Source organism: Xanthomonas graminis pv. graminis (assembly GCF_030168915.1).
In the GTDB taxonomy this organism is placed as follows: Bacteria; Pseudomonadota; Gammaproteobacteria; order Xanthomonadales; family Xanthomonadaceae; genus Xanthomonas_A; species Xanthomonas_A translucens.
The window spans coordinates 4604186-4629530 of the sequence record NZ_CP076255.1; the positions used below are offsets into that span (position 1 = coordinate 4604186).

The window sequence follows — 25345 nt, forward strand, 5'->3', positions numbered from 1 at the left end:
CATGGTCGGTGAGGCGGTCGCGGCTGAAGCCGCTCCTACAGGGGATCGCGTGGGGCCGGTGCATGGTCGGTAACGTGCTTGGGGCTGACCTCGGCCATCCACGGCTACGGCTTCGGTGGTGCGAGCGTTGACGGCTCGCACCACCGATCGCGGTCACGGGTGCGGCTTTGCCTCCGCGGCGGGCGACGGCTGCACGCTGAAGCGCTGGCGTGCGCGTACGTCGCTGCTGGAGGCGCCGACCTGCAGTTCGTAGTCGCCCGGGTCCACCACGTAGGCCTTGCGCGCTTCGTCGTAGAGGCGCAGGTCGCTCTGCGGGGAGATGGCGAAACGCACTTCGCGGGTTTCGCCGGGCTGCAGGGCGATGCGCTGGAAGCCGCGCAGTTCCTTGCTCGCGCGTTCGCGCTGCGGCGACAGCGGGTGCAGGTACAGCTGCACCACTTCGTTGCCGGCGCGCTGGCCGGTGTTCTTCACCTTCAGCGTGGCGTGCAGGCTGCCGTCGGCTACCAGCTTGCTGCGGTCCAGGCGCAGGTCGGAATAGGCGAACTGCGTGTACGACAGGCCGTGCCCGAACGGGTACAGCGCGGTACCGGCGAAGTAGCGGTAGGTGCGGCCGCGCATGGCGTAGTCGTCGAACGCGGGCAGCTTTTCGCTTTCCTTGTAAAACGTCACCGGCAGGCGGCCGCCGGTGTTGGCGTCGCCGAACAGCACGTCGGCCACGGCGCTGCCGCCGCGCTGGCCGGGGTACCAGGCCAGCAGGATCGCCGGCACGTGTTGCTGCGCCCAGTCGATGGCCAGCGCCGAGCCGGTGGTCAGCACCGCCACCACCGGTTTGCCGGTGCCGTGCAGCGCTTCGAGCAACTCGCGCTGCGGCTTGGGCAGGCGCAGGTCGGTGCGGTCGCCGCCGGCGAAGCCGGGATAGTTGACCTTCATCTCCTCGCCTTCCACGTCGCCGGTGAGGCCGCCGACGAACACCACCACGTCGGCGCGGCGCGCGGCGTCCAGCGCGTCCTGCAGCGGCGGCTTGGCGCCGGGCTGGCGCCAGGCCAGGCGGATGCCGGCGTTACGCTCGCCTTCGTAGTACTCCAGGCGCAGATCGTAGCTGCGACCGGCTTCCAGGTGCACATCGACGCCGTCGACATGCAGGCGGTCGCTGGCGCTCCAGCGGTCGATCACGCGCTTGCCGTCCAGGTATAGGCGCACGCCGTCGTCGGCCGCGGTTTCCAGGTGATAGGTGCCGGTGGCTGGCGGCACCAGCGTGCCGCTCCAGCGGATGCTGAAGTTGTCCGCCGGGATGGCCTGGTCCGGGCCGGCTTCGCCGCGCGCGAGCAGGTTGTCGGTGGGCGAGCCGCGGTCCCACTTGAAGCCGATCTGCGCATCGGTGCGGACCAGCGCCGGGGTGCCGGACAGGTCGCGGTTGCGGAAGTATTCGCCGCGCAGGCCGCGCTCGGGCGAATCGGCCGACGGGCGCAGGTATTGCGGTTCGATCAGCGGCGTGGCGGCGGGATCGTCGCGGCCTTCGACCAGGTCGGCGCCGCGCGCGTAAAGCACTTCGGCGTCGGGCGCGGCTTCGCGGATGCCCTGCAGTACGGTGACCGGCGCGGCCGGCGTGCCGTAGTAGTTGCCGAGCAGCGCCATGGTGTCGTCGGCAGTGGGGCCGATCACGGCGATGCGCTTGATCTTCGCGCGCGACAACGGCAGCACGCCGTCGTTCTTCAGCAGCACCAGCGATTCGCGCGCGGTGCGCCGCGCCAGTGCGTCGTGTTCGGGCGACTGGTTGGCCGAGAGGGGAATCTGCGCCCAGCGCAGGATGTCCGGCGGATCGAACATGCCCAGGCGCATGCGCGAATACATCAGCTTCTGCAGCGCCTTGTCGACGTCGGCTTCGCTGATCAGGCCCTTGCGCACTGCGGCCGGCAGCGTGGAGTACTCCTCGCCGCATTCCAGTTCGGTGCCGTTGTTCACCGCCAGCGCGGCGGCTTGCTCGCGGGTGGCGACGATCTTGTGGTTCTTCCAGATGTCCACGATCGCCCAGCAGTCGGACACCACGTAGCCGTCGAAGCCCCAGCTGTCGCGCAGCACGTCGCGCAGCAGGAATTTGCTGGCGCTGGCCGATTCGCCGTACACGCGGTTGTAGGCGCCCATCACCGCATCCACCTTCCCTTGCTTGACCAGCGCTTCGAACGCCGGCAGGTAGGTCTCGTAGAGGTCGCGCTGCGAGGGGTGCGCGTCGAAGTGGTGGCGGTCGGCCTCCGGGCCGCTGTGCACGGCGAAGTGCTTGGCGGTGGCGTCCAGCTTGCGGTAGGCCTCGCCTTGCGCGTTCTTCGGCGCATCCGCGCCCTCGCCCTGCAGGCCCTGCACGAAGGTCACGCCCATGCGCGCGGTGAGGAACGGATCCTCGCCGTAGGTCTCTTGGCCGCGGCCCCAGCGCGGGTCGCGGAAGATGTTGATGTTCGGCGACCAGAAGGTCAGGCCCTGGTAGCGTTGGTGCTGGTCGTGACGCAGGGCCTCGTGGTGCTTGGCGCGCGCCTCGTCGCTGATCGCGGTGGAGACTTCGTGCATCAGCGGCAGGTCGAAGGTGGCCGCCATGCCGATCGCCTGCGGGAACACGGTGGCGCCGCCGGCGCGGGCCACGCCGTGCAGCGCCTCGTTCCACCAGTCGTAGGCCGGCACGCCCAGGCGCGGGATCGCCGGCGCGGCGTTCTGCATCTGCGCGGCCTTTTCCTCCAGCGTCATCCGCGACACCAAGTCGGCGGCGCGTTGCTCGAAGCTGCGCTGGGTGTCCAGGTACGGCGGCGCTTGGGCGGCAGGCGCCGCGCACGGCGCGATGGCCAACAGCAGCGCCAGCGTCGCCAGGCGGCGGCCACGTCCTTGGTACGGCGCAGTCTCGGTGTGCATTGCCTACTCCTTGCTGGATCGATCCGGTTCGCGGCGGGCGTACGGCCCGAGGGTGGTGCCGGTGAAACCGCCGGCCACGGCGGTGCTGAGCATCGCCGCATCGTCGTCGCGGCGCAGCCACTGCCAGTCCTGGCCATCGGCGGCAAAGGCGAAGGCATAGCGGCCGCCGTCGCCGGCGATCTTCAGGCGCAGCGCGCCCGTGGCATCGACCGTACTGCGCGCGACGGTGGTCGTGCGCTTGCCGTCGCGCTTGTCGAGGAACACGTCGGCGCGCGCGCCGCGGCGGCGCACGCCGAGCACGTACCAGGCATCGGCATTCTGGAACGCGGCCAGGCCCGCGACCAGGCCCGGCTGCGCCGGTATCTGTACGGCGGTGCTGGCCTCGAAGCGCATGTGCTGTTGCCGGTAGGCCAGGAATGCCGGATTGCCGCTGCCGTCCAGGCCTTGCGTATCGGGTTGCAGCGTCAACCAGCCCGGGCGCGCGCGCAGGTCCAGCCAGTCGCGCTTTGGCGTGCGCAGCAATAGCCAGCGCGGATCGCGGCGCGGCGCATCGAAATCGTCGCGCCAGGTGAAGTTGCCGCTCAGCGGCGCGGTATCGGCGTCGGCACGCAGCCCGGGCGGCCCCGGCGCGATGTAGGGAATCGGCTGCCCGGCGGGCAGGATCGACGGCCAGCCGTCGTGCCAGCTGACCGGCAGCAGGAAGGTCTCGCGGCCGGTGTTGTAGCGCTCGCCCGCGTACGGGCGGCTGGCCAGGAACAACGCCCACCACTGCCCGTCGGGGCCTTCGACCAGGTCGGCATGGCCGGCGTTGCTGATCGGGTCGGCGCGCTCGGCGGGCAGGTCGCGCTGGGTCAGGATCGGGTTATGCGGCGCCGGCAGGTACGGCCCCCATGGCGTGCGGCTGCGCAGCGCCACCTGCGAATGCTGCGGGCCGGTGCCGCCTTCGGCGCAGGACAGCAGGTACCAGCCGTCGCGCTTGTACAGGTGCGGGCCTTCGATCCAGATCGGCTTGCTGGCGAGGTCGGTGCCGCCATTGACCAACACCTGGCGCGGGCCGACCGGCTGCATTCGCGCCAGGTCGAAGCGCTGCATCCAGATCGCGCGGTGGCCTTCGTACAGCGGCGCGCCGTCGGGCGGGCCGTTGTTGAGCAGGTAGGCGCTGCCGTCGTCGTCGAAGAACAGCGACGGGTCGATGCCGTCGATGTCCGGTAGCCAGTGCAACGGCGACCACGGCCCGGCCGGATCGTCCGCGCTGGCGATGAAGTTGCCGCCGCTGTCCACCGCGGTGCCGACCACGTAGAAGCGGCCGTCATGCTGCGCGATGCTGGCGGCGAACATGCCGCGCGACACGCGCAAGCCGTCGTAATCGAGCTGCCCGGCACGCTCGACCACGTTGCCGACCTGCCGCCAATGCACCAGGTCGCGGCTCTCGAACACCGGCAGCGCCGGGAAATAGGCGAAGCTGGAATTGACCAGGTAGTAGCGGTCGCCGGCACGGACAACGCTGGGGTCGGGATGGAAGCCGGCCAGCACCGGGTTGCGGTAGTGGCCGGGCGGCAGCGGCGTGGCGAACACCGCATCGTCGCCGCGGTATTCGAACCAATCGAATTCGGCACTGTTGGCGGCCCGCCCGCGCTGCGCCGATGCACTCTGCATCGCCACGATTCCCAGCAGCGCCCACAGCAGTGCGCGTCCCCAGCGCATGCGCCTCACCAGTCCCACATCGCGCCGTCTTCCAGCCGCGCCACCGGCAGCTGCTTGGGCGCGTACGGATAGCGTGCGGCCAGGGCTTCGTCGATGTCCACGCCATGCCCGGGCGTCTCGCCGCAATGCAGGCGGCCGGCATGGAAGCTGTAGTCGTGCGGGAACACCGCGTTGGCTTCGTCGGAATGGAACATGTATTCCTGGATGCCGAAGTTGGGCACCCAGGTGTCGAAGTGCAGCGCCGCGCCCATGCACACCGGCGACAGGTCGGTGGCGCCGTGGAAGCCGGTGCGTACCTGGTGCAGCGCGGCGAAGTCGGCCAGCCGGCGCACATGGGTGATGCCGCCGGCATGCACGATGGTGGTGCGGATGTAGTCGATCAGCTGCTGTTCGATCAGGTGCTTGCAGTCCCAGATCGAATTGAAGACCTCGCCCACCGCCAGCGGCGTCACCGAGTGCTGGCGGATGGTCTCGAAGGCGCGCTGGTTTTCCGCCGGGGTGGCGTCTTCCAGCCAGAACAGCCGGTACGGCTCCAGATCGCGCGCCAGCCGCGCCGCTTCGATCGGGGTCAGCCGGTGGTGCGCGTCGTGCAGCAGTTCGATCTCGTCGCCATGGTCGGCGCGCAGCTGTTCGAACAGCTTCGGCACCACGCTGAGATAGCGCGGGGTGGACCACACGGTCTCGGTCGGCAGCTCGCTCTCGGCCGGTTCGTAGGGCTTGCCGCCGCTGGAAATGCCGTAGGTCTTCTTGATCCCGGGCACGCCGCACTGCGCGCGAATGGCGATGAAGCCGAGTTCGCGGAAGCGGGCGACTTCCTCGCTGGTCTCGGCGATGTCGCGGCCGTTGGCGTGGCCGTAGACCAGCGCGCCCTCGCGCGAGCGCCCGCCCAGCAGCTGGTACAGCGGCATGCCGGCCATCTTGCCGAGGATGTCCCACAGCGCCACGTCCACCGCGGCGATCGCGGTCATCGTCACCGGGCCGCGCCGCCAGTACGCGCCGCGGTAGAAGAACTGCCAGATGTCCTCGATGCGGCCGGCATCGCGGCCGATCAGGTTCGGCACCACGTGGTCCTGCAGGTAGGAGGCCACCGCCAGTTCGCGGCCGTTGAGGGTGGCATCGCCCAGGCCGTACACGCCGGAGCGGGTGACGATCTTGAGGGTCACGAAATTGCGCCCCGGGCAGGTGACGATCACCCGCGCCTCGACGATCTCGCGATCGCGGGCCGAGCCTTGGGCGGAAGCAGCGTTGTCGGACGTCTGGGTCATCGGGGGTCACTCGCTTGGGGGGAGGGAACGTTCGAACGGACCGGCGGGCAACCCGGCGCGGTCGAACAGGGTGCACACCGGGCTGTCGGCCCAGCAATAGCGCACGCGGGTGGGCGCGGTGCCGGCCGGCACCGGCAGGCGCACGCTGCGGCCCTGCAGTTCGGCCTGCGCGTAGCGGCAGCTGCCGGGCGCCGCGCCGCACAGTTCGAAGCCGATCGGCGCGGCCGCGCTGTAGGTCTGCAATGCGCCATCGACGTCGTCGAAATCGACCACCAGCGCAGCGCCGTCGCGGCGCAGCGCGCGCGGCACCGGCCCGGACGGCGCCAATGCCTCGCCGTAGACCACGTGCCGCGCCGCGCGCGCCAGGCGCCGGCCGAGTTCCTGCTTGTTGGCCGGATGGATGTCGTAGCGGTCGCCGATGTCGATCGCCACCGCCAGGCCGGCATGCGGGTCGGCGGCGACGAAGCGCCGTTGCGCCTCGCGCAGCTGCGCCCACCCGCTGTCGCCGGGCTGGGTGGGCGGCGCGCCGTAGTTGGCCAGCTGCACCAGCAGCAGCGGCAATTGCGCGGCGAAGCGCTGCCGCCAGTCGCGCTGCCAGGCGTCGAGCAATGCCGGATAGCCGGCCGCATCGCCGGTGTTGGATTCGCCCTGATACCACAGCACGCCGCGCAGGCCGACCCGGCCCAGCGGCGCGATCATGCCGTTGTACAGCGTGGTCAGGCCCGCGGCCGAGGACCACGGCGCGCGCGGCGGCGTGCCCAGTTGCGGCGGCACGCTGCGGTACTGCCATCCGGCCAGCGCCACCCGGCTGCCGTCGCCCAGCTGCAGCTGCTGCGCCTGCGCATCGCCGAGCAGGCCGCCGCGGCGGTAGCTGTTGTACACGTTGACCACCACGGTGTTCCGGCCAGCGTGCAGCACGCCGCGCGGCAGGCGGTAGCTGCGCGGCTGGTCGGCGCCGTAGCTGCTGCCCACCGCCTGGCCGTTGACCCAGGTCTGGTCGAGTTCGTCCACCGGCCCCAGCGCCAGCGTCGCCTGCTGCCTGGCCTGCTCTGCGCTCAGCGTGACCGTGCTGCGGTACCAGACCATGCCGTTGAAATTGACCAGCTGCGGCACGCCCCAGTCGTCCCAGGCGCCCAGCGCCGCGGGTGCGGCGCGCCAGTCGTCACTGGCATCGTCCGGTTGCCACGGCGTACCGCGGCCGTGCGCGCGCCACCACGCTTCCCACAATGTGCCCCAGCGCGGCGCCGCCTGCTGCGGATCGGTGGCGTAGCGCGCCAGCACGTCCAGCGCCGGCGCAGTGCCGTCCACCTTGCGCAGCGCCGCGTCGCCGATCCACGCCTGCATCTGCGAACCACCCCAGGAGGCATTGATCAACCCCATCGGCACGTCCACGGTCTTGCGCAGTTCGCGGGCGAAGTAATAGCAGGCCGCGGAAAACGCACCCACCGTCTCCGGCGTGGTCGGTTGCCATGCGGCCGCACCGCCGAACTGTGCCTGCGGGGTCGGGCTGGACTGCGCCGGCACCTTGAACATGCGGATCGCCGGCTGCTGCGCGTCGGCGATCTCGTTGCGTGTATCCAGCGTGCGCTGCACCGGCAGTTCCATATTCGATTGGCCCGAGCACAGCCACACGTCGCCGAGCAGCACGTCGTCGGCGCGCTGCACGCGGCCATGCGCGGTGCTGGCCTGCAAGACGTACGGCCCGCCCGCCGGCAGCGGCGCCAGCTGCGCCTGCCAGCGGCCCTGGCGGTCGGCGCGCGCCTGCCCGCGTTGCTGCGCCAGCTGCACGGTCACCGTCTCGCCGGCCGCGGCCTGCCCCCAGACGCGGATCGGCGCGTCGCGCTGCAGTACCGCGTGGTCCTGGAACAGGGCATTCAACAACGGTGCGTCGTCGGCATGCGCGAACGCAGGCACGCACAGCGCCGCCAACAGCAGGCGGCGGGCGATGTGGACAGCGGAACGGTGCGGCGTCATTTCGGATTTCCCGGTGCGTACGGAAACGACAGCGATTGGTAATACGCCAGTGGATGCGGCGGCGGCGCGGTGCCCGGCGGCAGCGCGCGTCCGGACACCTCTTGCCAATACGCAATGCTGGCATCGCGCCACCACTGCGCCTCGCGCTGCTGGATCGACAGGAAATCGGCGACCTGGCGATAGCGCTGCGCATCCACGTACGGCGCCAGCCCGGCCCAGGTCGCGCGCATCCGCGCCACCTCGGCCACGCCATGGTCGTAGCGGCCGATCAGCTCCTGCCACAACGGCCGCCCCGAGGCCATGCGATGGTCCCAGGGGACGTGGTGGAACCACAGCAAATAGTCTTCCGGCACCGTGCGCACGTCGCCGAAGCGGCGCGCCAGCGGCGGCGCGTATTGCGCCACCGCGTTGCTGCCTGTCGCGCTGCGGTCGAAACCAATGCCGTTGCGGTCGGCGCGGTGGTAGTACACCGGGTCCCAGTCCGGGCGCGCGCTGCCCGCATCCCACGGCGCCGGCCCGTAGTGGTGGCCGCGGCCCATCAGGTGATGCAGGCCGAGCGGGGTCATGTAATCGACTGCCGCCTGGCGCGAGGCCATCATCATGCCGACTACCGGCGCGACCAACGCCGGCTCGTTGCCGAAGGTCATCCGCACCCAGTCCTCGGCGATGGCCTGCGCATCGCCCTGCGAATCCCAGGCCAGCCGTCCGAACGCGTACCAGTTGGCCTGGTCGAAGATCGAGCCGCACCAATTGCGGTCGGCGCCGATATTGGCGACTCCCGCGATGCCGCTGAGCGCATGCCCGTCGACCGCGCCCTCCACCACCCGCGCCACCGTCGCGCGCTTGCCGCGCCGCGTGTCCGCCTGCAGGGTTTCCTGGTACAGCGTACCCAGATAGACCAGGTGCGTGGCGAAGCCCAGGTACTCCTTGGTGATCTGGAATTCCAGCATCAGCGGCGTCTTCGGCATCGCGCCGAACAACGGATGGAACGGCTCGCGCGGCTGGAAATCGATGGCGCCGTTCTTGACCTGCACCACCACGTTGCCGCGGAACTTGCCGTCCAGCGGCACGAACTCGCGGTAGGCCTGCTTGGCGCGGTCGTCCGGCTGCGCGTGCGAATAGACGAACGCACGCCACATCACCACCCCGCCATGCGGCGCCAGCGCGTCGGCGAGCATGTTGGCGCCGTCGGCGTGGCTGCGCCCGTAGTCCTGCGGGCCGGGCTGGCCTTCGGAATTGGCCTTGACCAGGAAGCCGCCGAAATCGGGGATGCGTGCGTAGATGTCGTCCGCCTTGGCCCGCCACCAGCGTTGCACCGCCGGGTCCAGCGGATCGGCGCTGCGCAGCCCGCCGATCTCGATCGGCGCGCTGAAGCGCGCGCTCAGGTAGACGCGGATGCCGTACGGGCGCAGCGCCGCGGCCAGCGCCGCGGTCTTGTCCAGGTAGGCCGCGGTCAGGCTCACTGCCTTGGCATTGACGTTGTTCAGCACCGCGCCGTTGATGCCGATCGAGGCGTTGGCGCGTGCGTAGTCGGTGTAGCGCGGGTCGATGTAATCGGGCAGTTTCTGCCAGTCCCAGAGCGAAGCGCCGGCGTAGCCGCGTTCGACCAGCCCGTCCAGGTTGTCCCAGTGATCGAGCACGCGCAGCTTCACCCGCGGCGCATCGCGCAACGCCAGCGGCGCCGGCGCCTGCCCGGTCTGCAGCAGGCGCAGGAAGCGGAACGCCGCGTACAGCGCGCCGCGCTCGCCACCGCCGACGATGGCGGTGAGCGGGCGGCCATCGACCACCACGCTGCGGATCAGGTAGCCCTCTTCGCCCAGGCCGCGCGTGTCCAGCCGCAGCCGCGCGATCGCCGGCGTGGCCGGGGTACCGAGCACGATCGCGCCGGCACGGTCTGCGCTTGCCGCCAGCGGCGGCGCGGCGCCGAGCAGGCCGCCCAGGCCGCGGCGCAGTTCGTCGCGCGCGGCGCGCTGCATCGGCGTATCGGCGCCGGCCACCAACTCCGTGGCGGCCGCGCGCCACGGCGCGGCCTGCGCCTCGGCCAGCGGCTGGTAACGCAACCATAGGTCGTAGCCGTCCTCGGCCTGCGCCACGGCGATCGGCACCAGAAGCGCCAGCCACAGGCAGGCGCTGCGCAGCCAGGCGCCGCGTCGCGGGCGCCGACGCTGCAGCGCGCGCAACCACCGGTGGCCGCTCATGCGCGCGCCCGCTGGCACGCTGCCGGCGCACCCCTGCGGTCGCCGCTCACCCGGCTTCCCGGTACCATGCAGGCCTCACTCGTGGCGGGATCCACACCGTGTCGCGGCGGCGCCGCAGACGCGGCTGGCGCAGCACGTTCCCGGTCGCGATCCACGCCCGCAAGCCAACGAAGAGGCGCATCTTGGAGAAGGTCAGGAAATCGGTTCGCCGCAAGAGCCTCGCCGTGACCATCGACGAGGTGGCCGCACTGGCCAAGGTCTCGCCGATGACCGTATCGCGGGTGATCAACGGCCAGGGCAACGTACGCGACAGCACCCGCGAGCAGGTCATGCGCGCGGTCGATACGCTCGGCTACACGCCGAACCTGGCGGCCAGCGCGCTGGCGGCCGCGCAGAGCACCCGGGTCGCGCTGATCTACAGCAATCCCAGCGGCGCCTACCTGGGCGAACTGCTGGTCGGGGTGCTGCGCGCGGCCTCGCGCACCTCGATCCAGGTGGTGATGGACTACTGGGACGACCTCGGCGCCGAAGCCGAACGCAAGGCCGCACGCAAGCTGGTCAAGAGCGGCGTGGCCGGGGTGATCCTGCCGCCGCCGCTGTGCGAATCGGATGCGGCGATCCGCGAGCTGGTACGCGCCAAGGTGCCGGTGGTGGCGATCGCCTCCGACCGCTTCAGCGACCAGGTCGCCTGCGTGCGCATCGACGAATTCAACGCCAGCAAGGACATCACCACTTACCTGATCGCGCAGGGCCACACCCGCATCGGCTACATCGCCGGCCGCTCCAACCTGTCGGCCAGCGCGCGCCGTTTCGAAGGCTTCCAGGCGGCGCTGGCCCAGGCCGGCCTGCGCCTGGACCGGCACCTGCTGCAGCCGGGCGACTACACCTACCGCTCCGGCCTGGACGCCGCCGAAAAACTGCTGTCTGGCCGCCATCGGCCCAGCGCCATCATCGCCAGCAACGACGACATGGCCGCCGCCGCGATCTCGGTCGCGCACCGGCGCGGCCTGGAGGTGCCGCGCGACCTGTCGGTGGTCGGCTTCGACGACACCTCCGCCGCGACCACCGTGTGGCCGGAGCTGACCACCATCCGCCAGCCGATCGCGGCCATGGCCGATGCGGCGATCGACATCCTGTTGCGCAGCATCCGCAGCAAGGAACGCACGGCTCGGACGAAGATCGATCATGTGCTCGCTCATCAGCTGATCAAGCGCGATTCGGTCGCCGCACCGGCCGCCGCGCGCCCCGAACGGCGCTGACACGACGGCGGGCGGCAGCGTCCGCATCAGCGGATCAGATACTGGTTGATCAGGTTCTCGTAGGCTTCCTGGCGGCCGCTGACCTGCTTCGGCGCGCCGGCCTTGGCCGCGTGCGCCGCCAGCTCCGCCAGCGTGCTGTTGCCGGCCGCGAACGCCGCGCCGGCGCCGCTGTCGAAGCTGCTGTAGCGCTCGGCGCGCCATTGCTCCAGCGGCGAGGCGGTCAGCAGCGCATGGGCCACTTCCAGCCCGCGCGCGAACGCGTCCATGCCGCCGATGTGGGCCAGGAACAGGTCCTGCGGATCGGACGACTCGCGCCGCACCTTGGCGTCGAAGTTCAGCCCGCCCGGCGCCAGCCCGCCCTGCCGCAGCACCACCAGCATCGCCCCGACCGTGTCGTACAGGTCGGTCGGGAACTGGTCGGTGTCCCAGCCGTTCTGCGGGTTGCCGCGGTTGGCGTCGATGCTGCCGAGCAGGCCCGCATCGGAGGCGACCTGCAGGTCGTGCTCGAAGCTGTGGCCCGACAGCGTGGCGTGGTTGGCCTCGATGTTGAGCTTGAAGTCGTTGTCCAGCCCATGCTGGCGCAGGAAGCCGATCACCGTGGCGCTGTCGAAGTCGTACTGGTGCTTCATCGGCTCCATCGGCTTGGGCTCGATCAGGAAATTACCGGTGAAGCCGATGCTGCGGCCGTAGTCGCGGGCGATGGTCAGGAACCGCGCCATGTTGTCCTGCTCGCGCTTCATCTGCGTGTTGTGCAGGCTGGCATAGCCTTCGCGGCCGCCCCAGAACACGTAGTTCTCGCCGCCCAGCTCGACGGTGGCATCCAGCGCGGCCTTGACCTGCACCGCCGCGCGCGCGACCACGTTGAAGTCCGGGTTGGTCGCCGCACCGTTCATGTAGCGCGGGTGCGAGAACAGGTTGGCGGTGCCCCACAGCAGCTTGATGCCGGTGTCGGCCTGGCGCTGCTTGGCGATGCCGACCATGTGCTTGAGGTTCTTCTCGTACTGGCCGACATCGTCCGCGTCCGGCGCCAGATCGATATCGTGGAAGCAGTAGTACGGCACGCCGAGCTTGGTGAAGAATTCGAACGCCGCATCGGCCTTGGCCTCGGCGCGGCCCAGCGCATCGCTGCCGGCGTCCCACGGATAGGCGCGCGTGCCCGGCCCGAACGGATCGGCGCCATTGCCGCAGAAGCTGTGCCAGTAGGCGACGGCGAAGCGCAGGTGCTCGGCCATGGTCTTGTCGCCGATGCGCTTGTGCGCGTCGTAGACCTTGAACGCCAGCGGGTTGTCCGAGGCCTTGCCTTCGAACGCGATGCGGCCGATGCCGGGGAAGTATTCCTTGGCGCCGATGTAGGGGGAGTGGCTCATGGGAAAGGGAATCCTGTCGAGTGGGAGGAAGAGGATGCGCGTTGCTGTCGCGCTGCCGCAGCGGCGGCGATCGGCGGGAGGGACGCGGGCGCGAAGGGAGACAGGGGCGCCGGCACCGGCATGCGCGCGGCGCGATCGCCGTGGTCGGCCAGCGCAGCCGTGCTGCGGGTGATGCAGGCGCAGCCCTGGACAGCGACGCAGGATCCAACATACGGTTCCGCTCGGCAACCTGATCGCCTCGCGCGCCGCGCCATACGCGACGTTATGGTAGCGCTACCAGAAACCGCGCTAAAAAAAGCGGCGCTGCAGAGGGAAGCCGACGGGGCCATCAGATGCGGTTCGCAAGCCGGGGGATAGGCGGACTTTACCCAGCCCATCGGCGAAACGCTTGCTGCGCTGCGCCATCGTTGCGCACAGCGTGCGCGCCAGCACACTCGCGCGCCGACCTTCCCGCTTGGCGCTGCACGGCGCCAGGCGACGCGATCCGTGGCGCGCGCCGACTACAATGCGCGCCGATGACACCTACGTCCCTGCCCCAGCCGCAACGCCTCGCCGATCCCGCCCCGCGCGCACGGCGCACGCCGTCGGCGCTGGGCAAGCACCTGTGCCGGCAGGTCGGCCAGGCCATTGCCGATTTCGGCATGATCGAAGCCGGCGACAAGGTGATGGTGTGCCTGTCCGGCGGCAAGGACAGCTACACCCTGCTGGACATCCTGTTGCAGCTGCAGCGCAAGGCGCCGGTGCCGTTCGAACTGGTCGCGGTGAACCTGGACCAGAAGCAGCCCGGCTTTCCCGCGCAGGTGCTGCCCGACTACCTGCGCGCGCTCGGCGTGGCCTGGCATGTGATCGAGCAGGACACCTATTCGGTGGTCAGCCGCGTGGTGCCCGAGGGCAAGACCATGTGCTCGCTATGCTCGCGGCTGCGCCGCGGCGCGCTGTACCGGTATGCCGCCGAAAACGGCATCAGCAAGATCGCGCTGGGCCATCACCGCGACGACCTCGTCGCCACCTTCTTCATGAACCTGTTCTTCCACGCCAGGCTCGCCGCGATGGCGCCGAAGCTGCGCAGCGACGACGGCCGCCACGTGGTGATCCGGCCGCTGGCCTATGTGCGCGAGGCCGACATCGCCGACTACGCGCAGGCGCGCGGCTTCCCGCTGATCCCGTGCACGCTGTGCGGCAGCCAGGAAAACCTGCAGCGGCGCCAGGTCGGGCGGATGCTGCAGCAGTGGGACCGCGAGCATCCCGGCCGCATCGAGCAGATCGCGCGCGCCATGGGCAACGTGCAGCCGGCGCAGCTGGCCGACCCGGCGCTGTTCGATTTCCGCACGCTCGGCGCTGCCGACGCCGCAGCGGCCACGGCCTGGCCGCTCGACGAAGACGCGTGAGGCCGCCGCCGGCGCTGCGCGCGCGCCGCTGAACCGCGCGTTGCGGTATCCGGGCGGGAGCGATGCGACAATGCCCGCCGCCCACCCTGCGCACGGCGCCGGGCCGTTCCGTTTCCTTCTGCTGGATGCTCGATGTTCTTTCGCAACCTGACCCTGTTCCGCTTCCCCACCACCCTCGACTTGTCCGAGATCGACAAGCTCCTGCCGGAGGTACAGCTCAAGCCGGTCGGCCCGCTGGAAATGAGCTCGCGCGGCTTCATCTCCCCGTTCGGCCGCGACGAGCGCGAAGTGCTGTCGCACCGCATCGCCGAGTTCCTGTGGCTGACCGTCGGCGGCGAGGACAAGATCCTGCCCGGCTCGGTGGTCAACGACCTGCTCGAGCGCAAGGTCGCCGAGATCGAGGAGAAGGAAGGGCGCCGGCCCGGCGGCAAGGCGCGCAAGCGGCTCAAGGACGACCTGATCCACGAATTGCTGCCGCGCGCCTTCGTCAAGTCCTCGCGCACCGACGCGATGCTCGACCTGCAGCACGGCTACGTCGCGGTGGACACCTCCAGCCGCAAGACCGGCGAGAACGTGATGTCCGAGATCCGCGGCGTCCTCGGCAGCTTCCCGGCGCTGCCGCTGAACGCGGAAGTGGCGCCGCGCTCGATCCTGACCGGCTGGATCGCCGGCGAGCCCCTGCCCGAAGGCCTGAACCTGGGCGAGGAGTGCGAGATGAAGGATCCGATCGAGGGCGGCGCGGTGGTCAAGTGCCAGCACCAGGAACTGCGCTGCGACGAGATCGACAAGCACCTGGAAGCCGGCAAGCAGGTCACCAAGCTGGCGCTGATCCTGGACGACCACGTCTCCTTCGTGCTCGGCGACGACCTGGTGATCCGCAAGCTGAAGTTCCTCGACGGCGCCCTGGACCAGCTGGAGAACGCCGACCAGGACGGCGTACGCGCCGAACTGGACGCGCGCTTCGCGCTGATGAGCGCCGAAGTGCGGCGCCTGTTCCTGTTGCTGGAAGAGGCGTTGAAGCTGAGCAAGGCGGAGACCTGAGGCGAGGCCGGCACATCCCGGCGGATCGCGCCTGGAGCCATCGGCCCGGACCGGCACCGCAGCCGGCCCATTTCCCGGCTGCGTTCGTCGCGGCTGAAGCCGCTCCTACACAAGCCGTGCGCCTGCTGGCTGGGTGCACTGTAGGAGGCGCTTCAGCCCCGACCGGCACCTGCCGAAGCCGGACAACCTCCTGGCTGCGTTCGTCGCGGCTGAAGTTGCTCCTACACAAGCCGTGCGCCTGCTTGGCTGGGTGCACTGTAGGAGGGGCTTCAGCCCCGACCGGCACCTGCCGAAGCCGGACAACCTCCTGGCTGCGTTCGTCGCGGCTGAAGTTGCTCCTACACAAGCCGTGCGCCTGCTTGGCTGGGTGCACTGTAGGAGGGGCTTCAGCCCCGACCGGCACCTGCCGAAGCCGGACAACCTCCTGGCTGTGTTCGTCGCGGCTGAAGCCGCTCCTACACAAGCCGTGCGCCTGCTGGCTGGATGCACTGTAGGAGGGGCTTCAGCCCCGACCGGCACCTGCCGAAGCCGGACAACCTCCTGGCTGCGTTCGTCGCGGCTGAAGCCGCTCCTGCAGGGCCGCGGCGTGCACTGCTCGGTTCCATCAAACGGTCCGGGGCAGTTGCCGCGGGAGTTCAGCTGAAGCATGCACCACGATCGGTGCGCGCTGTCACCGGGCGCGCGTGCATGAGCGGTATGCTGTGTGCATGCCCGATTTCCTTCGTCGCCTGCTCGCGCCGCCCGCCGTGGCCGTCGAACGCGACCTCGTCCGCCTGCAGTTGGACGAGCGCGAGATCGAAGTGCTGCGCGTGCGCGACCCGCGTGCGCGGCGGATCAAGCTCAGCGTCGACGAACGCGGCGCGCGCCTGACCCTGCCGCTGCGCGCCAGCTTGGTGGCCGGCGAGCGTTTCCTGCTCGAGCACCGGCACTGGCTCGGCGAGCAGCTGGCGCGCTACCAGGCCGAAGACGACGAACCGAGCCTGCAGCGCGGCGTGCCCGGCTGGCTGCCGCTGCGCGGCGAACGCCTGCCGCTGCGCTGGAGCGAGGGCCGCTACGCGCGGCTGCAGGTCGATGCCGACGGGGCGCTGCTGCAGTTGCCCGCGCGCGCCACCGATGCGGCGATTGCGCGCGCGCTGCGCGAGTTCTACGAAGCGCAGGCGCGCGCCGACGTCGGCCGCTGGCTACCCAGGTACCTGCCGTCGCTGCCGCGCGCGCCGGCGCGGGTGCGGCTGAAGGTGATGTCCTCGCAATGGGGCTCGCTGGCACCGGACGGCTCGATGGCGCTGGACCTGGCGCTGGTGCTGGGGCGGCCGTCGGCGTTCGAGTACGTGCTGGTCCACGAACTGTGCCATCTGCTGCAGGCCAACCACTCGCCGGCGTTCTGGCACGAAGTGGAAGCGCGGTTCCCGGCTTGGCGGGCCGAGCGCGACTATTTCCATGCGCAGGGACGGCGCCTGAAGGCGCAATTGCGGCGGCTGTTGAGCTGAGTCGCGCTGCAACGCAGCGGACCATCGGCGGGTTTCGCCTCAGCGCTGCGGAAGAAGCACTCCATGCGCAGCGCCCGGCAGGCCCCCTCTCCCCGCCTACCTCACACCTGGCGCGACCTCCGGCGCCAGCGAACGATACGGTCCGAACGGCGCTACGCCGGCATGTCAGGACGCCGGGATCGGGCCGCGTACGCAAGACGTATCGCGTCTATGCCTGTTTTGTCGGCAGGCGTGGCGGGAACTTAAGCGAAATTTTTTCTACACACAAGCTTCACGAGCCTTGTGTCGGCGCCGCATTCAGCTGCCATCCGACCGCTCCCCCGCATGGCGCCGGCCGCCGGCTCAGAAGAAGTCGTGCAACAGCGCCGCCACCGCGGCCGGCTGCTCCATGTGCAGGTGGTGGGTGCCCGGCACCACGTGCACGCGGCCGTGGCGCAGCCGCGCCGCACGCGCGTTGCGCAACGCCTCGGGGAAGTACGGCTGCGCCGGGTCGGCGTAGATCACCCGCGTCGGGCAGTCGATGCCGGCCAGCAGCGCCTGCACCTGCGCCTCGCTCAGCCGCACCGCAGTGGGCAGGGTCAGGCGCCGGTCGCTGCGCCACACGTAACCGCCCTCCACCGCCTCGACCCCGCGTTCCACCAGCAGCCGCGCCGCCGGCTCGCTGAGCTGGTTGGCCAGCATCCGCGCGCGTACCGGCGCGGTCAGGTCGGGGAAGAGGCGCAGCGGCGAGGCGGTGTCGCGGCGGGTCACGGCGACACTGTCGCGCAGGCGTTCCAGGGTGCCTTCCACGGTCTCGGCCAGGCCGCCGAGCATCTCGATCGCGACCAGCTTCTCGATGCGCTGCGGCGCCGCCGCGGCCAGGGTGCTGGCGATCGCCGCGCCCAGCGAATGGCCGATCAGCGCGAAGCGCTGCCAGCCCAGCGCGTCGGCCGCGTCCAGCAGCGGATGCAGCATGCCGGTCAGCAGGTAGTCGGCGCCGGCCGGCAACGGCACGCTGTGGCCGTGGCCGGGCAGGTCCAGCATCACCAGGTCCAGCTGCGGCAGCTGCGCGCTCAGCGGCACGAAGCTGGCGGCGTTGTCCAGCCAGCCATGCACCGCCAGCAGCTTGGGGCCGTGCGGATCGCCGCTGCGCAGCCCGGCCAGCGTGCCCACCCGCGACGGGCAGGCGAACGTGCGCAGCGTCATGCGGCGCGGGCGGCCAGTTGCGCCAGCGCGCGCGCGTGCGCCGGAGCGTCGTTGAGGCAGGGGATGTAGCGCACCTGCATGCCGCGCGCGGCGCAGGTCTCGACGAAGCCCATCGCCACTTCTTCCAGCGTTTCCAGGCAGTCGGTGGCGAAGCCCGGGCAGATCACATCGACCCGCTTGGTCCCCTGCTCGGCCAGCTGCCACAGGCTCGGCTCCGCATACGGCTGCAGCCAGCGCTCGGCGCCGAAGCGCGACTGGTAGCCGAGCTGCCATTCGCCCGCGCCCAGGCCCAGTGCCGCGGCGATCGCCTGCGCGCTGGCCTCGCAGCGCTGCGGGTACGGGTCGCCGTTGTTGGCCACGCGCTGCGGCAGGCCATGGAAGGAGAAGAACAAGGTCTCGCCGCGGCCGTGCTGCGCCCAGTGCGCGCGCACGCTGTCGGCCACCGCCTCGACCCAGGCCGGGTCGGTGGGATAGTCCTCGATCAGGGTCACCGGCAGCTGCGGATTGCGCGCCTGCCAGGCCTGCGTCACGTCCTCGATCGAGGCGGTGGTGGTGGTCGAATACTGCGGGTACAGCGGCAGCACCACGATCCGGCGCACACCGGCGTCGCGCAGCGCGTCCAGTGCCGGCGCCAGCGCCGGGGTGCCGTAACGCATCGCCCAGGCCACGCGGTGGCCGGGCAATTCACGCTGCATGCCCTCGGCCAGGCGCCGGGTATACACCGCCAGCGGCGAACCTTCCGGCAGCCACACCAGCGCGTATTTCTCCGCCGAGCGCGGCGAGCGCCGCGGCAGGATCACCCAGTTCAGCAGCGGCCACCAGAACAGTTTGGGGATGGCGACCACACGTTTGTCGCCGAGGAATTCGGCCAGGTAGCGGGCGACCGCAGGCGCGGTCGGCGCCTCGGGCGTACCTAGGTTCACCACCAGTACGGCGGTCTCGGGGGCGTCGATCATGCGTGCATTGTGGCAGAGGCGCCCGCCGCGCGCGTGGCGATGCGGTCGATCGCAACGATCGCCAGCGCGCATGGTGGCCTCACGCGCTCATTGCCGATTCATTGCGCTGTGACTAGATTCAAGGACTTGCAGTATCTTGCTGCGGACCTATTTCGGAAGCCCGCCATGCCCCGCCTGCCGCGCCTCGCGCTGTTGTTGAGTACCACGCTGTTCGTCGGTCACGCCGTGGCCGGCCCGGAAGAAGACGAGCGCGCCCGCAACGCGCTGCGCGTGCTGACCGACATCCAGCAGATCCCGGAGCAATCCATCCCCGACAAGCTGCTCGACGAGGGCCGCGCGATCGTGGTGATCCCGGACACGCTCAAGGCCGGCCTGGTCATCGGCGGCCGCCGCGGCCACGGCCTGATGTCGGTCAAGCGTCCCGACGGCACCTGGTCCAACCCGGTGTTCGTCAAGCTCACCGGCGGCAGCATCGGCTTCCAGGTCGGCGTGCAGTCCTCCGACGTGGTGCTGGTGTTCCGCAACGACCGCAGCCTGGACAACATCGTCAACGGCAAGTTCACCCTCGGCGCCGATGCCGGCGTCGCCGCCGGCCCGGTCGGGCGCAATGCCTCCGCGGCCACCGACGGCCAGCTCAAGGCCGAGATCTGGTCGTGGTCGCGCGCGCGCGGCCTGTTCGCCGGCGTGGCGCTGGACGGCGCGGCGCTGCAGATCGACGATGCCGCCGATCTCAACGTATACGGCAGCAACACCACCCCGCGCATGATCTTCGAAGGCCGCACCACCGGCCTGCCGTCCAACGACGTGGTCGCGTTCCGCGACAAGCTCGAGGAAGCCACCTACGCGGCGCGGCAGAACCGCGGCACCGACAGCGGCGGCGCCCGCACCGCCGCCAGCGCCGCGCCGCCGCCGCGCCCGCAAGCGTCTGCGCAGGCCGCAGCGCCAGCGGTCGCCGAACCCCCCGCCGACGGTGCCAGCACCGCGCCCATGCAGGCGCCGCCGCAGACGCCGCCGCAGCAGGGCTTCCAACCGGTGTCCGAAGGCGAGATCCGCACCGAGTCGCTGGACGGCAACCACTAGAATCGGCGGCACTGAACGCACCGCGGCGCGGTGCGTTATCCTGCTTGTTCCTTACGACTTCTCTGCGAGCGGATCATGGGCGGTTTTAGCATCTGGCACTGGCTTGTGGTGCTGGTGATCGTGCTGCTGGTGTTCGGCACCAAGCGGCTGACCAGCGGCGCCAAGGATCTGGGCAGTGCAGTCAAGGAATTCAAGAAAGGCATGCGCGACGAGGACAAACCCGCCGGCCAGCTCGGCGACGAGTCGCGCAGCGGCGAACCGTCCCACCAGACCCAGGCCGAACGCGACCGCGACGCGCGCTGAATAGGAAGCCGTCGGCGTGTTCGATATCGGATTCAGCGAACTGCTGCTGATCGCAGTGGTGGCATTGGTGGTGCTCGGCCCGGAACGCCTGCCCAAGGCCGCGCGCTTCGCCGGCCTGTGGGTGCGCCGCGCGCGCGCGCAATGGGATTCGGTGAAGCAGGAACTGGAACGCGAACTGGAAGCCGAGGAACTCAAGCGCAGCCTGCAGGACGTGCAGGCCTCGCTGCGCCAGGCCGAATCGCAGCTGCGCGACAGCGGCCAGCAGCTGCAGCGCGACACCGACGCGCTGCGCCGCGAGATCGACCCGACCGCGCCGGAACCGCGCGCCGACGCGGTGCCTGCCGCCATCGAATCGCCGGCAGCAGCGGCGCCAGCGGCGGAACCCTTGCCGCCGCCCGGCGCGTCCGCTCCCGCCGGCGCAGTGCCGGCCACCGCGCCGGCGGCACCGGCCACGCATGCGCAGGTACCCGCCGACCCGACCTCACCCGCCGCACACGACCCGGCCCCCGCACCGCCGGCGCCTTGCACCACACCGCCCAGCGCCGATCCTGAGCCACGCCGATGAATCCGGAAGCCGAAAGCAGCCTGATCGAGCATCTGGTCGAATTGCGCGCACGCCTGGTGCGCGCGCTGCTCGGCCTGGGCGTGGTGGTGCTGGTGCTGCTGCCCTTCTCCAAGCGCATCTACACCTGGCTGGCCGCGCCGATGCTGGCGCAGCTGCCGATCGGGCAGAGCGTGATCGCCACCCACCCGGCCGGCGCGGTGTTCGCCCCGCTCAAGCTGACCTTCTTCGTGGGCGTGTTCATCGCCGTGCCGTGGCTGCTGTACCAGGCCTGGGCGTTCGTCGCCCCGGGCCTGTACCAGCGCGAGAAACGCCTGGCGCTGCCGCTGCTGGCCTCGGCGGTGCTGCTGTTCTACGTGGGCTGCGCCTTCGCCTATTTCCTGGTACTGCCGGCGGTGTTCCACTTCCTGACCACGTTCAAGCCGGACATCATCCAGCTCACCCCCGACGCCGGCGCCTATCTGGATTTCGTGCTGGCGATCTTCTTCGCCTTCGGCGCCAGCTTCGAGCTGCCGGTGGCGCTGGTGATCCTGGCCCTGCTCGGCTGGGTCACCCCGCAGCAACTGCGCGAAGGCCGCGGCTATGCGGTGGTCGGCATCTTCGTGCTGGCCGCGGTGCTGACCCCGCCGGACGTGGTCTCGCAGCTGATGCTGGCGATCCCGATGTGCCTGCTGTACGAGATCGGCATCATCGCCGCCAGTGCGGTGACCAAGAAGCCGGAAATCGAGGCCAGGGAATAGGCAACGGGAACGGCGTGGTGCGCCGGGGCCGAAACCCTTCCGCACCAGCAGGCACCGCCAGTGCCGCAGCAGCCAGCGGATCGCGCCCGCACATCGCGCAAAACAGAAGCGGCCCCGAAGGGCCGCCTGCTGTTGCCGTTACCGATTCGCCGTTGCCGATTCCCAGCCTCAAGCCGCAAACACATTCGAAGGCGGTGGCGGCACCGCCGGCGCGGCATCGCCGCCGTGCACGAACATCTGCTTCCACGCCGCGTACACCGCGCCGGCCAGCGTCGGCATCGCCAGCGCCATCAGCAGCAATTGCGCCATCAAGGCGGCGATGGTCGGCCCGGCCAGCGCCTGCACCAGCAGTACCACCAGCGCCAGCACGAAATACAGCGCGAACATGGCGATGAAGGCGAGCACGAAGAACACCAGCATCGCCGGCACGTTGTGCAGGCAGGCACGCAGGCTGTTGCGCATCGCCGCCAGGCCGTTGCGGCCATCGAACATCACCTGCGGGGCGAGCACGAACAGGGTCAGCGTCACCGCCACGAAGCCGACGAACACCAGCAGCAGCCACAGCAGGATGCGCATGGCCGGCAGCGTGGCCACCAGTTGCTCGACCTGCGCCGGATCCGGCTGGGCGCTGGACTGGCCCAGTTCGTTGAGCTTGTTCATCACCGTGCCCAGCTGCTCCCAGCCGCTCTGGCCGACCACCACCAGCGCCAGCGCCCCCAGCCCCAGGCCGACCAGCACCTGCGGCAGCAGCGCCACCAGCAGGCGCGGCGCGCGGCCGTCTTGCAGGCCCTGCAGCAGGTGCGCCGGCTGCGCGGTGCGGCCCTGGTCCACCTCGCGCACCGCCCACACCAGCCCGCCGAACAGCAGCGGCCCGGCCAGGCCCAGCAGCAATTGCGCGAGCATGCCCAGGGTCGGGTTCAGCGCGCCCAGCAGCAGCGCCAGCAACGCCGCCAGCCCCCAGATCACGCCCAGCAGGCCCAACGCCAGCGGCGCGCGGCGCAGCAGCGCAATCCCGCTCAACAGCCATTCCGCGCCGGCCGAAGCCGGCAGCTTGCGAATCTCGATCATTGCCAATCCGAAGTGGGGGACGCCGTACAGCGCGGCGCGTGTACAGATTATCGCGGTTTTGCCTGGCCGCCGGCGGTTTGCTGGCCGCGCGCGTGCTGAACGAAGCGCCGCAACAGCTTGCGCGCCGATGGCGCGGCGCTGACCTCGCGGGCGATGGTACGGGCGCAGCGGCCGGCGCTGCGTAGACACTCGGCGCGGGCGTGCACGTAACCGCGCATGTGATGGGTGGCGAATTCCGGATGGAACTGCACGCCCCAGGCCGCCTCGCCCCAGCGGAAGGCATGGCACTGGTCCTGTGCCGAGCGCGCCAGCACGGTGGCCCCGGCCGGCGCGCGCAGCACCGTCTGCAGGTGCGTGGCGTGGGCCGGGAAGCGTTCGGGCAGGCCGGCGAACAGCGGATCGTCGAATGCCGGCGGGTGCAGATCGATATGCACGGTGCCCGATTCGCGCCCAGCCGGGTTGTAGGCCACTTCCCCGCCCAGCGCATGCGCCAGCAACTGGTGGCCATAGCAGATGCCCAGCAGCGGGGTGCCGGCGTGGGCGGCCTCGCGCAGCCAGTCGGCCGAGCGCTCGCTCCAGTCGGCGCGGTCGGTCACGAAGGCGGCCGAGCCGGTGACGATGATCCCGGCGAAGCCGTCGCGCGCCGGTAACGCGGCGCCGCCGGCGACATCGGCCACCACCGTGTCGCGCGCGGCCAGGCCGGCGGCGACGCGGATCCAGTGCGCAAAGCGCCCGTAGCGCCGCATCGTCGCCACCGGCTGGCCGGTTTCGAGGATCAGGAAGGGCGCAGGCGTCATCGGCAGGCGGCAACTCGGAGGGGGTGACCCGATTGTAGACAGACCTTCGCGGCTTTTTCCAAGCCGGCGGCGCACTGCGCCACGATCGCGCCTCTCAATTCAGCTGCACGACAGTCGTTTGCGGCCGCCGGCCAGCGAACCCGGCATGTGTGACCGGCCCGCACGCTGGCGCCTGGCGTACCCGGTGCGACGACGGCATCGGTGCGGCAAGACGCGCGCGTCTCACTCGCGCGGCGGCAACACCGACAGCACTCCCTCGATGGTGGTCAGGCCGGCGGCGACTTTTTCCAGGCCGGCGCGGCGCAGGCTGCGCACGCCCTCGGCCTGCGCGGCGCGGCTGAAGCCGGCCAGGTCCATGTCGGCGCGGATCAGCGTGCGCAGGCGCGGCGTCACCGGCAGCAATTCGTACAGGCCGACCCGGCCCAGATAGCCGGTGCGGCGGCATTCCAGGCAGCCGACCGGGGCGTGGACCTGCACCTCGTCCGGCAGCGCCTCGCCCGGCGCGCGCAGCGCGTCCCATTCGAGGTCGTTGAGCGCGTGCGGGCGCTTGCAGTGGCTGCACAGCGTGCGCACCAGGCGCTGCGCCAGCACGCCGTTGAGGGTGGAGGCGAGCAGGTAGTGCGGCACGCCCAGGTCGAGCAGGCGGGTGATCGCCGAGGGCGCGTCGTTGGTGTGCAGGGTGGACAGCACCAGGTGTCCGGTCAGCGAGGCCTGCACCGCCATCTGCGCGGTTTCCAGGTCGCGGATCTCGCCGATCATGATGATGTCCGGGTCCTGCCGCAGCAGGGTGCGCACGCCGCTGGCGAAGTCCAGGTCGATGTTGGTCTGCACCTGCATCTGGTTGAACTCCGGCGCGATCATCTCGATCGGGTCCTCGACGCTGCACACGTTCACGTCCGGCGTAGCCAGGCGCTTGAGCGTGGAATACAGCGTGGTGGTCTTGCCCGAGCCGGTGGGGCCGGTGACCAGCACGATGCCATGCGGACGTTCGACCAGCGCCTTCCAGCCGGCCGCCTCCTGCACGCTGAAGCCGAGCTGGTCCACGCTCTTGAACGCCGCGTCCGGGTCGAAGATGCGCATCACGCACTTCTCACCGAACGCGGTGGGCATGGTGGACAGGCGCATCTCGGTCTCGCGCCCGCCCGGCGAGCGGGTCTTGATGCGCCCGTCCTGCGGGCGCCGGCGCTCGGCCAGGTCCATGCGCCCGAGCACCTTGATCCGGCTGACGATGGCGGTCATCACCGCCGGCGGCACTTCCAACACCTTGTGCAGCACGCCGTCGATGCGGAAACGCATGCGCCCGGCCTCGCGCCGCGGCTCCAGGTGGATGTCGCTGGCGCGCTGCTCGTAGGCGTACTGCAGCAGCCAGTCGACGATGTGCACGATGTGGTGGTCGTCGGCGTTGACGTCGCCGCCGCGGCCCAGTTCCACCAGCTGCTCGAAGCTGTGCAGGCCGCTGCTCTGCTCGTTGCGCCCGTCCTTGGCCCCGCGCACCGAGCGGGTCACGCCGAAGAACTCCATCGTGTAGCGGTGCAGGTCCAGCGGGTTGACCACCGCGATCTCGATCCGGCGCCGCGCCAGGTGCTGCACGTCGGCCAGCCAGTCCAGCGCCAGCGGCTCGCTGGTCGCCACCAGCAGGCGTTCGCCGTCCAGCGCCAGCGGCAGGATGCGGTGGCGGCGCGCGTAGGCATGCGAGACCACCGCGGTGACCGCGGCCACGTCGACCCGGGTCGGGTCGATGCGCAGGTAGCGCAGGCCGCAACGCTGCGCCAGCCATTCGGTCAGCCGTTCCAGGCCCAGCTCGCTGCCGGGCGGACGGATCGCGGCCAGTTTCAGGTTGGACAACAGCACCAGCGGATGCACGTCGCTGACGGTGCGCGCGGACTGCGCCGAGAACTGCATGCGGCCGCGTTCGCCCGGCGCGACCAGGCCGTCGGCGAGCAGCGCCGCGGCCACGCGCTCGAAACTCAGCCGCCCGGGCGGCAGCGACACGGTGGCGGGTACAGGCACGGCGGGCGGCTGCGCGGCAAGTCGCGAATCCATGGTCAGGTCCGGTGCGCGGAAGTCCCCGCAAGT

19 protein-coding genes are annotated in these 25345 nt (G+C 70.6%); 8 read left to right on the forward strand and 11 right to left on the reverse strand.

The window, feature by feature from the left end; translation table 11 throughout:
* Nucleotides 1–153 precede the first annotated feature (153 nt).
* The 5 genes from KHF85_RS19910 to KHF85_RS19930 are packed head-to-tail and all read right to left on the reverse strand — an operon-like array spanning nt 154 to nt 10009.
* Nucleotides 154–2895, reverse strand: a complete 2742-nt coding sequence (locus tag KHF85_RS19910; protein ID WP_284568000.1) for a glycoside hydrolase family 3 protein — start codon at nt 2893–2895, stop codon at nt 154–156.
* A 3-nt stretch (nt 2896–2898) separates the two neighbouring features.
* Complete coding sequence (locus KHF85_RS19915) at nt 2899–4551, reverse strand: glycoside hydrolase family 43 protein (protein ID WP_284569609.1); 1653 nt, start codon at nt 4549–4551, stop codon at nt 2899–2901.
* 53 nt (nt 4552–4604) lie between these two features.
* Nucleotides 4605–5864 (reverse strand): D-mannonate dehydratase ManD, encoded by a 1260-nt coding sequence (gene manD, locus KHF85_RS19920; RefSeq protein ID WP_009610739.1) that lies wholly within the window; start codon nt 5862–5864, stop codon nt 4605–4607.
* 6 nt (nt 5865–5870) lie between these two features.
* Nucleotides 5871–7838 carry a sialate O-acetylesterase gene (locus KHF85_RS19925; protein WP_284568001.1) on the reverse strand — a complete coding sequence of 656 codons (1968 nt, stop codon included), beginning with the start codon at nt 7836–7838 and terminating at the stop codon, nt 5871–5873.
* Complete coding sequence (locus tag KHF85_RS19930; RefSeq protein WP_409976720.1) at nt 7835–10009, reverse strand: alpha-glucuronidase family glycosyl hydrolase; 2175 nt, start codon at nt 10007–10009, stop codon at nt 7835–7837. Before KHF85_RS19930 ends, KHF85_RS19925 begins: the two co-directional genes overlap by 4 nt.
* A gap of 209 nt (nt 10010–10218) precedes the next feature.
* On the opposite strand from KHF85_RS19930, the gene KHF85_RS19935 reads away from it, so the two are divergent.
* Nucleotides 10219–11295 carry a LacI family DNA-binding transcriptional regulator gene (locus KHF85_RS19935; RefSeq protein WP_284568003.1) on the forward strand — a complete coding sequence of 359 codons (1077 nt, stop codon included), beginning with the start codon at nt 10219–10221 and terminating at the stop codon, nt 11293–11295.
* Nucleotides 11296–11321: 26 nt separating this feature from the next.
* On the opposite strand, the gene xylA is transcribed toward KHF85_RS19935, so the two are convergent.
* Nucleotides 11322–12662, reverse strand: a complete 1341-nt coding sequence (gene xylA / locus KHF85_RS19940; protein ID WP_284568004.1) for a xylose isomerase — start codon at nt 12660–12662, stop codon at nt 11322–11324.
* Nucleotides 12663–13177: 515 nt separating this feature from the next.
* Between xylA and ttcA the strand changes: the two genes are divergently transcribed.
* The 3 genes from ttcA to KHF85_RS19955 all read left to right on the forward strand — a co-directional run bounded on the left by ttcA (nt 13178) and on the right by KHF85_RS19955 (nt 16578).
* Entirely contained in the window at nt 13178–14050 is an 873-nt protein-coding gene (ttcA, locus tag KHF85_RS19945) for a tRNA 2-thiocytidine(32) synthetase TtcA (RefSeq protein ID WP_284568005.1), read from the forward strand.
* Nucleotides 14051–14182: 132 nt separating this feature from the next.
* On the forward strand, nt 14183–15091 hold the full coding sequence (locus tag KHF85_RS19950) for a recombination-associated protein RdgC (protein ID WP_284568006.1): 909 nt from the start codon (nt 14183–14185) through the stop codon (nt 15089–15091).
* A gap of 707 nt (nt 15092–15798) precedes the next feature.
* A complete protein-coding gene (locus KHF85_RS19955) occupies nt 15799–16578 on the forward strand; it encodes a M48 family metallopeptidase (RefSeq protein WP_284568007.1) in 780 nt (259 codons plus the stop codon).
* A 342-nt stretch (nt 16579–16920) separates the two neighbouring features.
* Here KHF85_RS19955 and KHF85_RS19960 read toward each other — a convergent pair whose 3' ends face one another.
* Together KHF85_RS19960 and hemH are read right to left on the reverse strand one after the other, a co-directional pair.
* Nucleotides 16921–17763 (reverse strand): alpha/beta fold hydrolase, encoded by an 843-nt coding sequence (locus KHF85_RS19960; RefSeq protein WP_284568008.1) that lies wholly within the window; start codon nt 17761–17763, stop codon nt 16921–16923.
* Entirely contained in the window at nt 17760–18719 is a 960-nt protein-coding gene (gene hemH / locus KHF85_RS19965; RefSeq protein WP_053836187.1) for a ferrochelatase, read from the reverse strand. The genes KHF85_RS19960 and hemH overlap by 4 nt, the downstream gene beginning before the upstream one ends.
* Nucleotides 18720–18884: 165 nt before the next feature.
* On the opposite strand from hemH, the gene KHF85_RS19970 reads away from it, so the two are divergent.
* From KHF85_RS19970 to tatC, 4 genes are all read left to right on the forward strand, one after another.
* On the forward strand, nt 18885–19799 hold the full coding sequence (locus KHF85_RS19970) for a lipid-binding SYLF domain-containing protein (protein ID WP_284568009.1): 915 nt from the start codon (nt 18885–18887) through the stop codon (nt 19797–19799).
* A gap of 75 nt (nt 19800–19874) precedes the next feature.
* On the forward strand, nt 19875–20102 hold the full coding sequence (gene tatA, locus KHF85_RS19975) for a Sec-independent protein translocase subunit TatA (RefSeq protein ID WP_064542653.1): 228 nt from the start codon (nt 19875–19877) through the stop codon (nt 20100–20102).
* Nucleotides 20103–20118: 16 nt separating this feature from the next.
* The gene (tatB, locus tag KHF85_RS19980; RefSeq protein ID WP_284568010.1) at nt 20119–20667 is read left to right on the forward strand and encodes a Sec-independent protein translocase protein TatB; all 549 of its coding nucleotides are present in this window, start codon (nt 20119–20121) and stop codon (nt 20665–20667) included.
* Entirely contained in the window at nt 20664–21404 is a 741-nt protein-coding gene (gene tatC, locus KHF85_RS19985) for a twin-arginine translocase subunit TatC (RefSeq protein ID WP_053836185.1), read from the forward strand. Before tatB ends, tatC begins: the two co-directional genes overlap by 4 nt.
* 168 nt (nt 21405–21572) lie before the next feature.
* Here tatC and KHF85_RS19990 read toward each other — a convergent pair whose 3' ends face one another.
* From KHF85_RS19990 to KHF85_RS20000, 3 genes are all read right to left on the reverse strand, one after another.
* Nucleotides 21573–22472: a BPSS1780 family membrane protein gene (locus tag KHF85_RS19990; protein ID WP_284568011.1), complete on the reverse strand. Its 900-nt coding sequence runs from the start codon at nt 22470–22472 to the stop codon at nt 21573–21575.
* A 47-nt stretch (nt 22473–22519) separates the two neighbouring features.
* Nucleotides 22520–23269: a glutamine amidotransferase gene (locus KHF85_RS19995; RefSeq protein ID WP_284568012.1), complete on the reverse strand. Its 750-nt coding sequence runs from the start codon at nt 23267–23269 to the stop codon at nt 22520–22522.
* A 222-nt stretch (nt 23270–23491) separates the two neighbouring features.
* Nucleotides 23492–25312 carry a GspE/PulE family protein gene (locus KHF85_RS20000; protein WP_284568013.1) on the reverse strand — a complete coding sequence of 607 codons (1821 nt, stop codon included), beginning with the start codon at nt 25310–25312 and terminating at the stop codon, nt 23492–23494.
* Between the last annotated feature and the right edge of the window lie 33 nt (nt 25313–25345).

Excerpts from the sequence above, each read along its gene's own strand:
- KHF85_RS19910 (WP_284568000.1), bottom strand. The coding sequence starts at position 2,895 with ATGCACACCGAGACTGCGCCGTACCAAGGACGTGGCCGCCGCCTGGCG.
- KHF85_RS19915 (WP_284569609.1), bottom strand. The coding sequence starts at position 4,551 with ATGCAGAGTGCATCGGCGCAGCGCGGGCGGGCCGCCAACAGTGCCGAA.
- manD (WP_009610739.1), bottom strand. The coding sequence starts at position 5,864 with ATGACCCAGACGTCCGACAACGCTGCTTCCGCCCAAGGCTCGGCCCGC.
- KHF85_RS19925 (WP_284568001.1), bottom strand. The coding sequence starts at position 7,838 with ATGACGCCGCACCGTTCCGCTGTCCACATCGCCCGCCGCCTGCTGTTG.
- xylA (WP_284568004.1), bottom strand. The coding sequence starts at position 12,662 with ATGAGCCACTCCCCCTACATCGGCGCCAAGGAATACTTCCCCGGCATC.
- ttcA (WP_284568005.1), top strand. The coding sequence starts at position 13,178 with ATGACACCTACGTCCCTGCCCCAGCCGCAACGCCTCGCCGATCCCGCC.
- KHF85_RS19950 (WP_284568006.1), top strand. The coding sequence starts at position 14,183 with ATGTTCTTTCGCAACCTGACCCTGTTCCGCTTCCCCACCACCCTCGAC.
- KHF85_RS19955 (WP_284568007.1), top strand. The coding sequence starts at position 15,799 with ATGCCCGATTTCCTTCGTCGCCTGCTCGCGCCGCCCGCCGTGGCCGTC.
- KHF85_RS19960 (WP_284568008.1), bottom strand. The coding sequence starts at position 17,763 with ATGACGCTGCGCACGTTCGCCTGCCCGTCGCGGGTGGGCACGCTGGCC.
- hemH (WP_053836187.1), bottom strand. The coding sequence starts at position 18,719 with ATGATCGACGCCCCCGAGACCGCCGTACTGGTGGTGAACCTAGGTACG.
- KHF85_RS19970 (WP_284568009.1), top strand. The coding sequence starts at position 18,885 with ATGCCCCGCCTGCCGCGCCTCGCGCTGTTGTTGAGTACCACGCTGTTC.
- tatA (WP_064542653.1), top strand. The coding sequence starts at position 19,875 with ATGGGCGGTTTTAGCATCTGGCACTGGCTTGTGGTGCTGGTGATCGTG.
- tatC (WP_053836185.1), top strand. The coding sequence starts at position 20,664 with ATGAATCCGGAAGCCGAAAGCAGCCTGATCGAGCATCTGGTCGAATTG.
- KHF85_RS19990 (WP_284568011.1), bottom strand. The coding sequence starts at position 22,472 with ATGATCGAGATTCGCAAGCTGCCGGCTTCGGCCGGCGCGGAATGGCTG.
- KHF85_RS19995 (WP_284568012.1), bottom strand. The coding sequence starts at position 23,269 with ATGACGCCTGCGCCCTTCCTGATCCTCGAAACCGGCCAGCCGGTGGCG.
- KHF85_RS20000 (WP_284568013.1), bottom strand. The coding sequence starts at position 25,312 with ATGGATTCGCGACTTGCCGCGCAGCCGCCCGCCGTGCCTGTACCCGCC.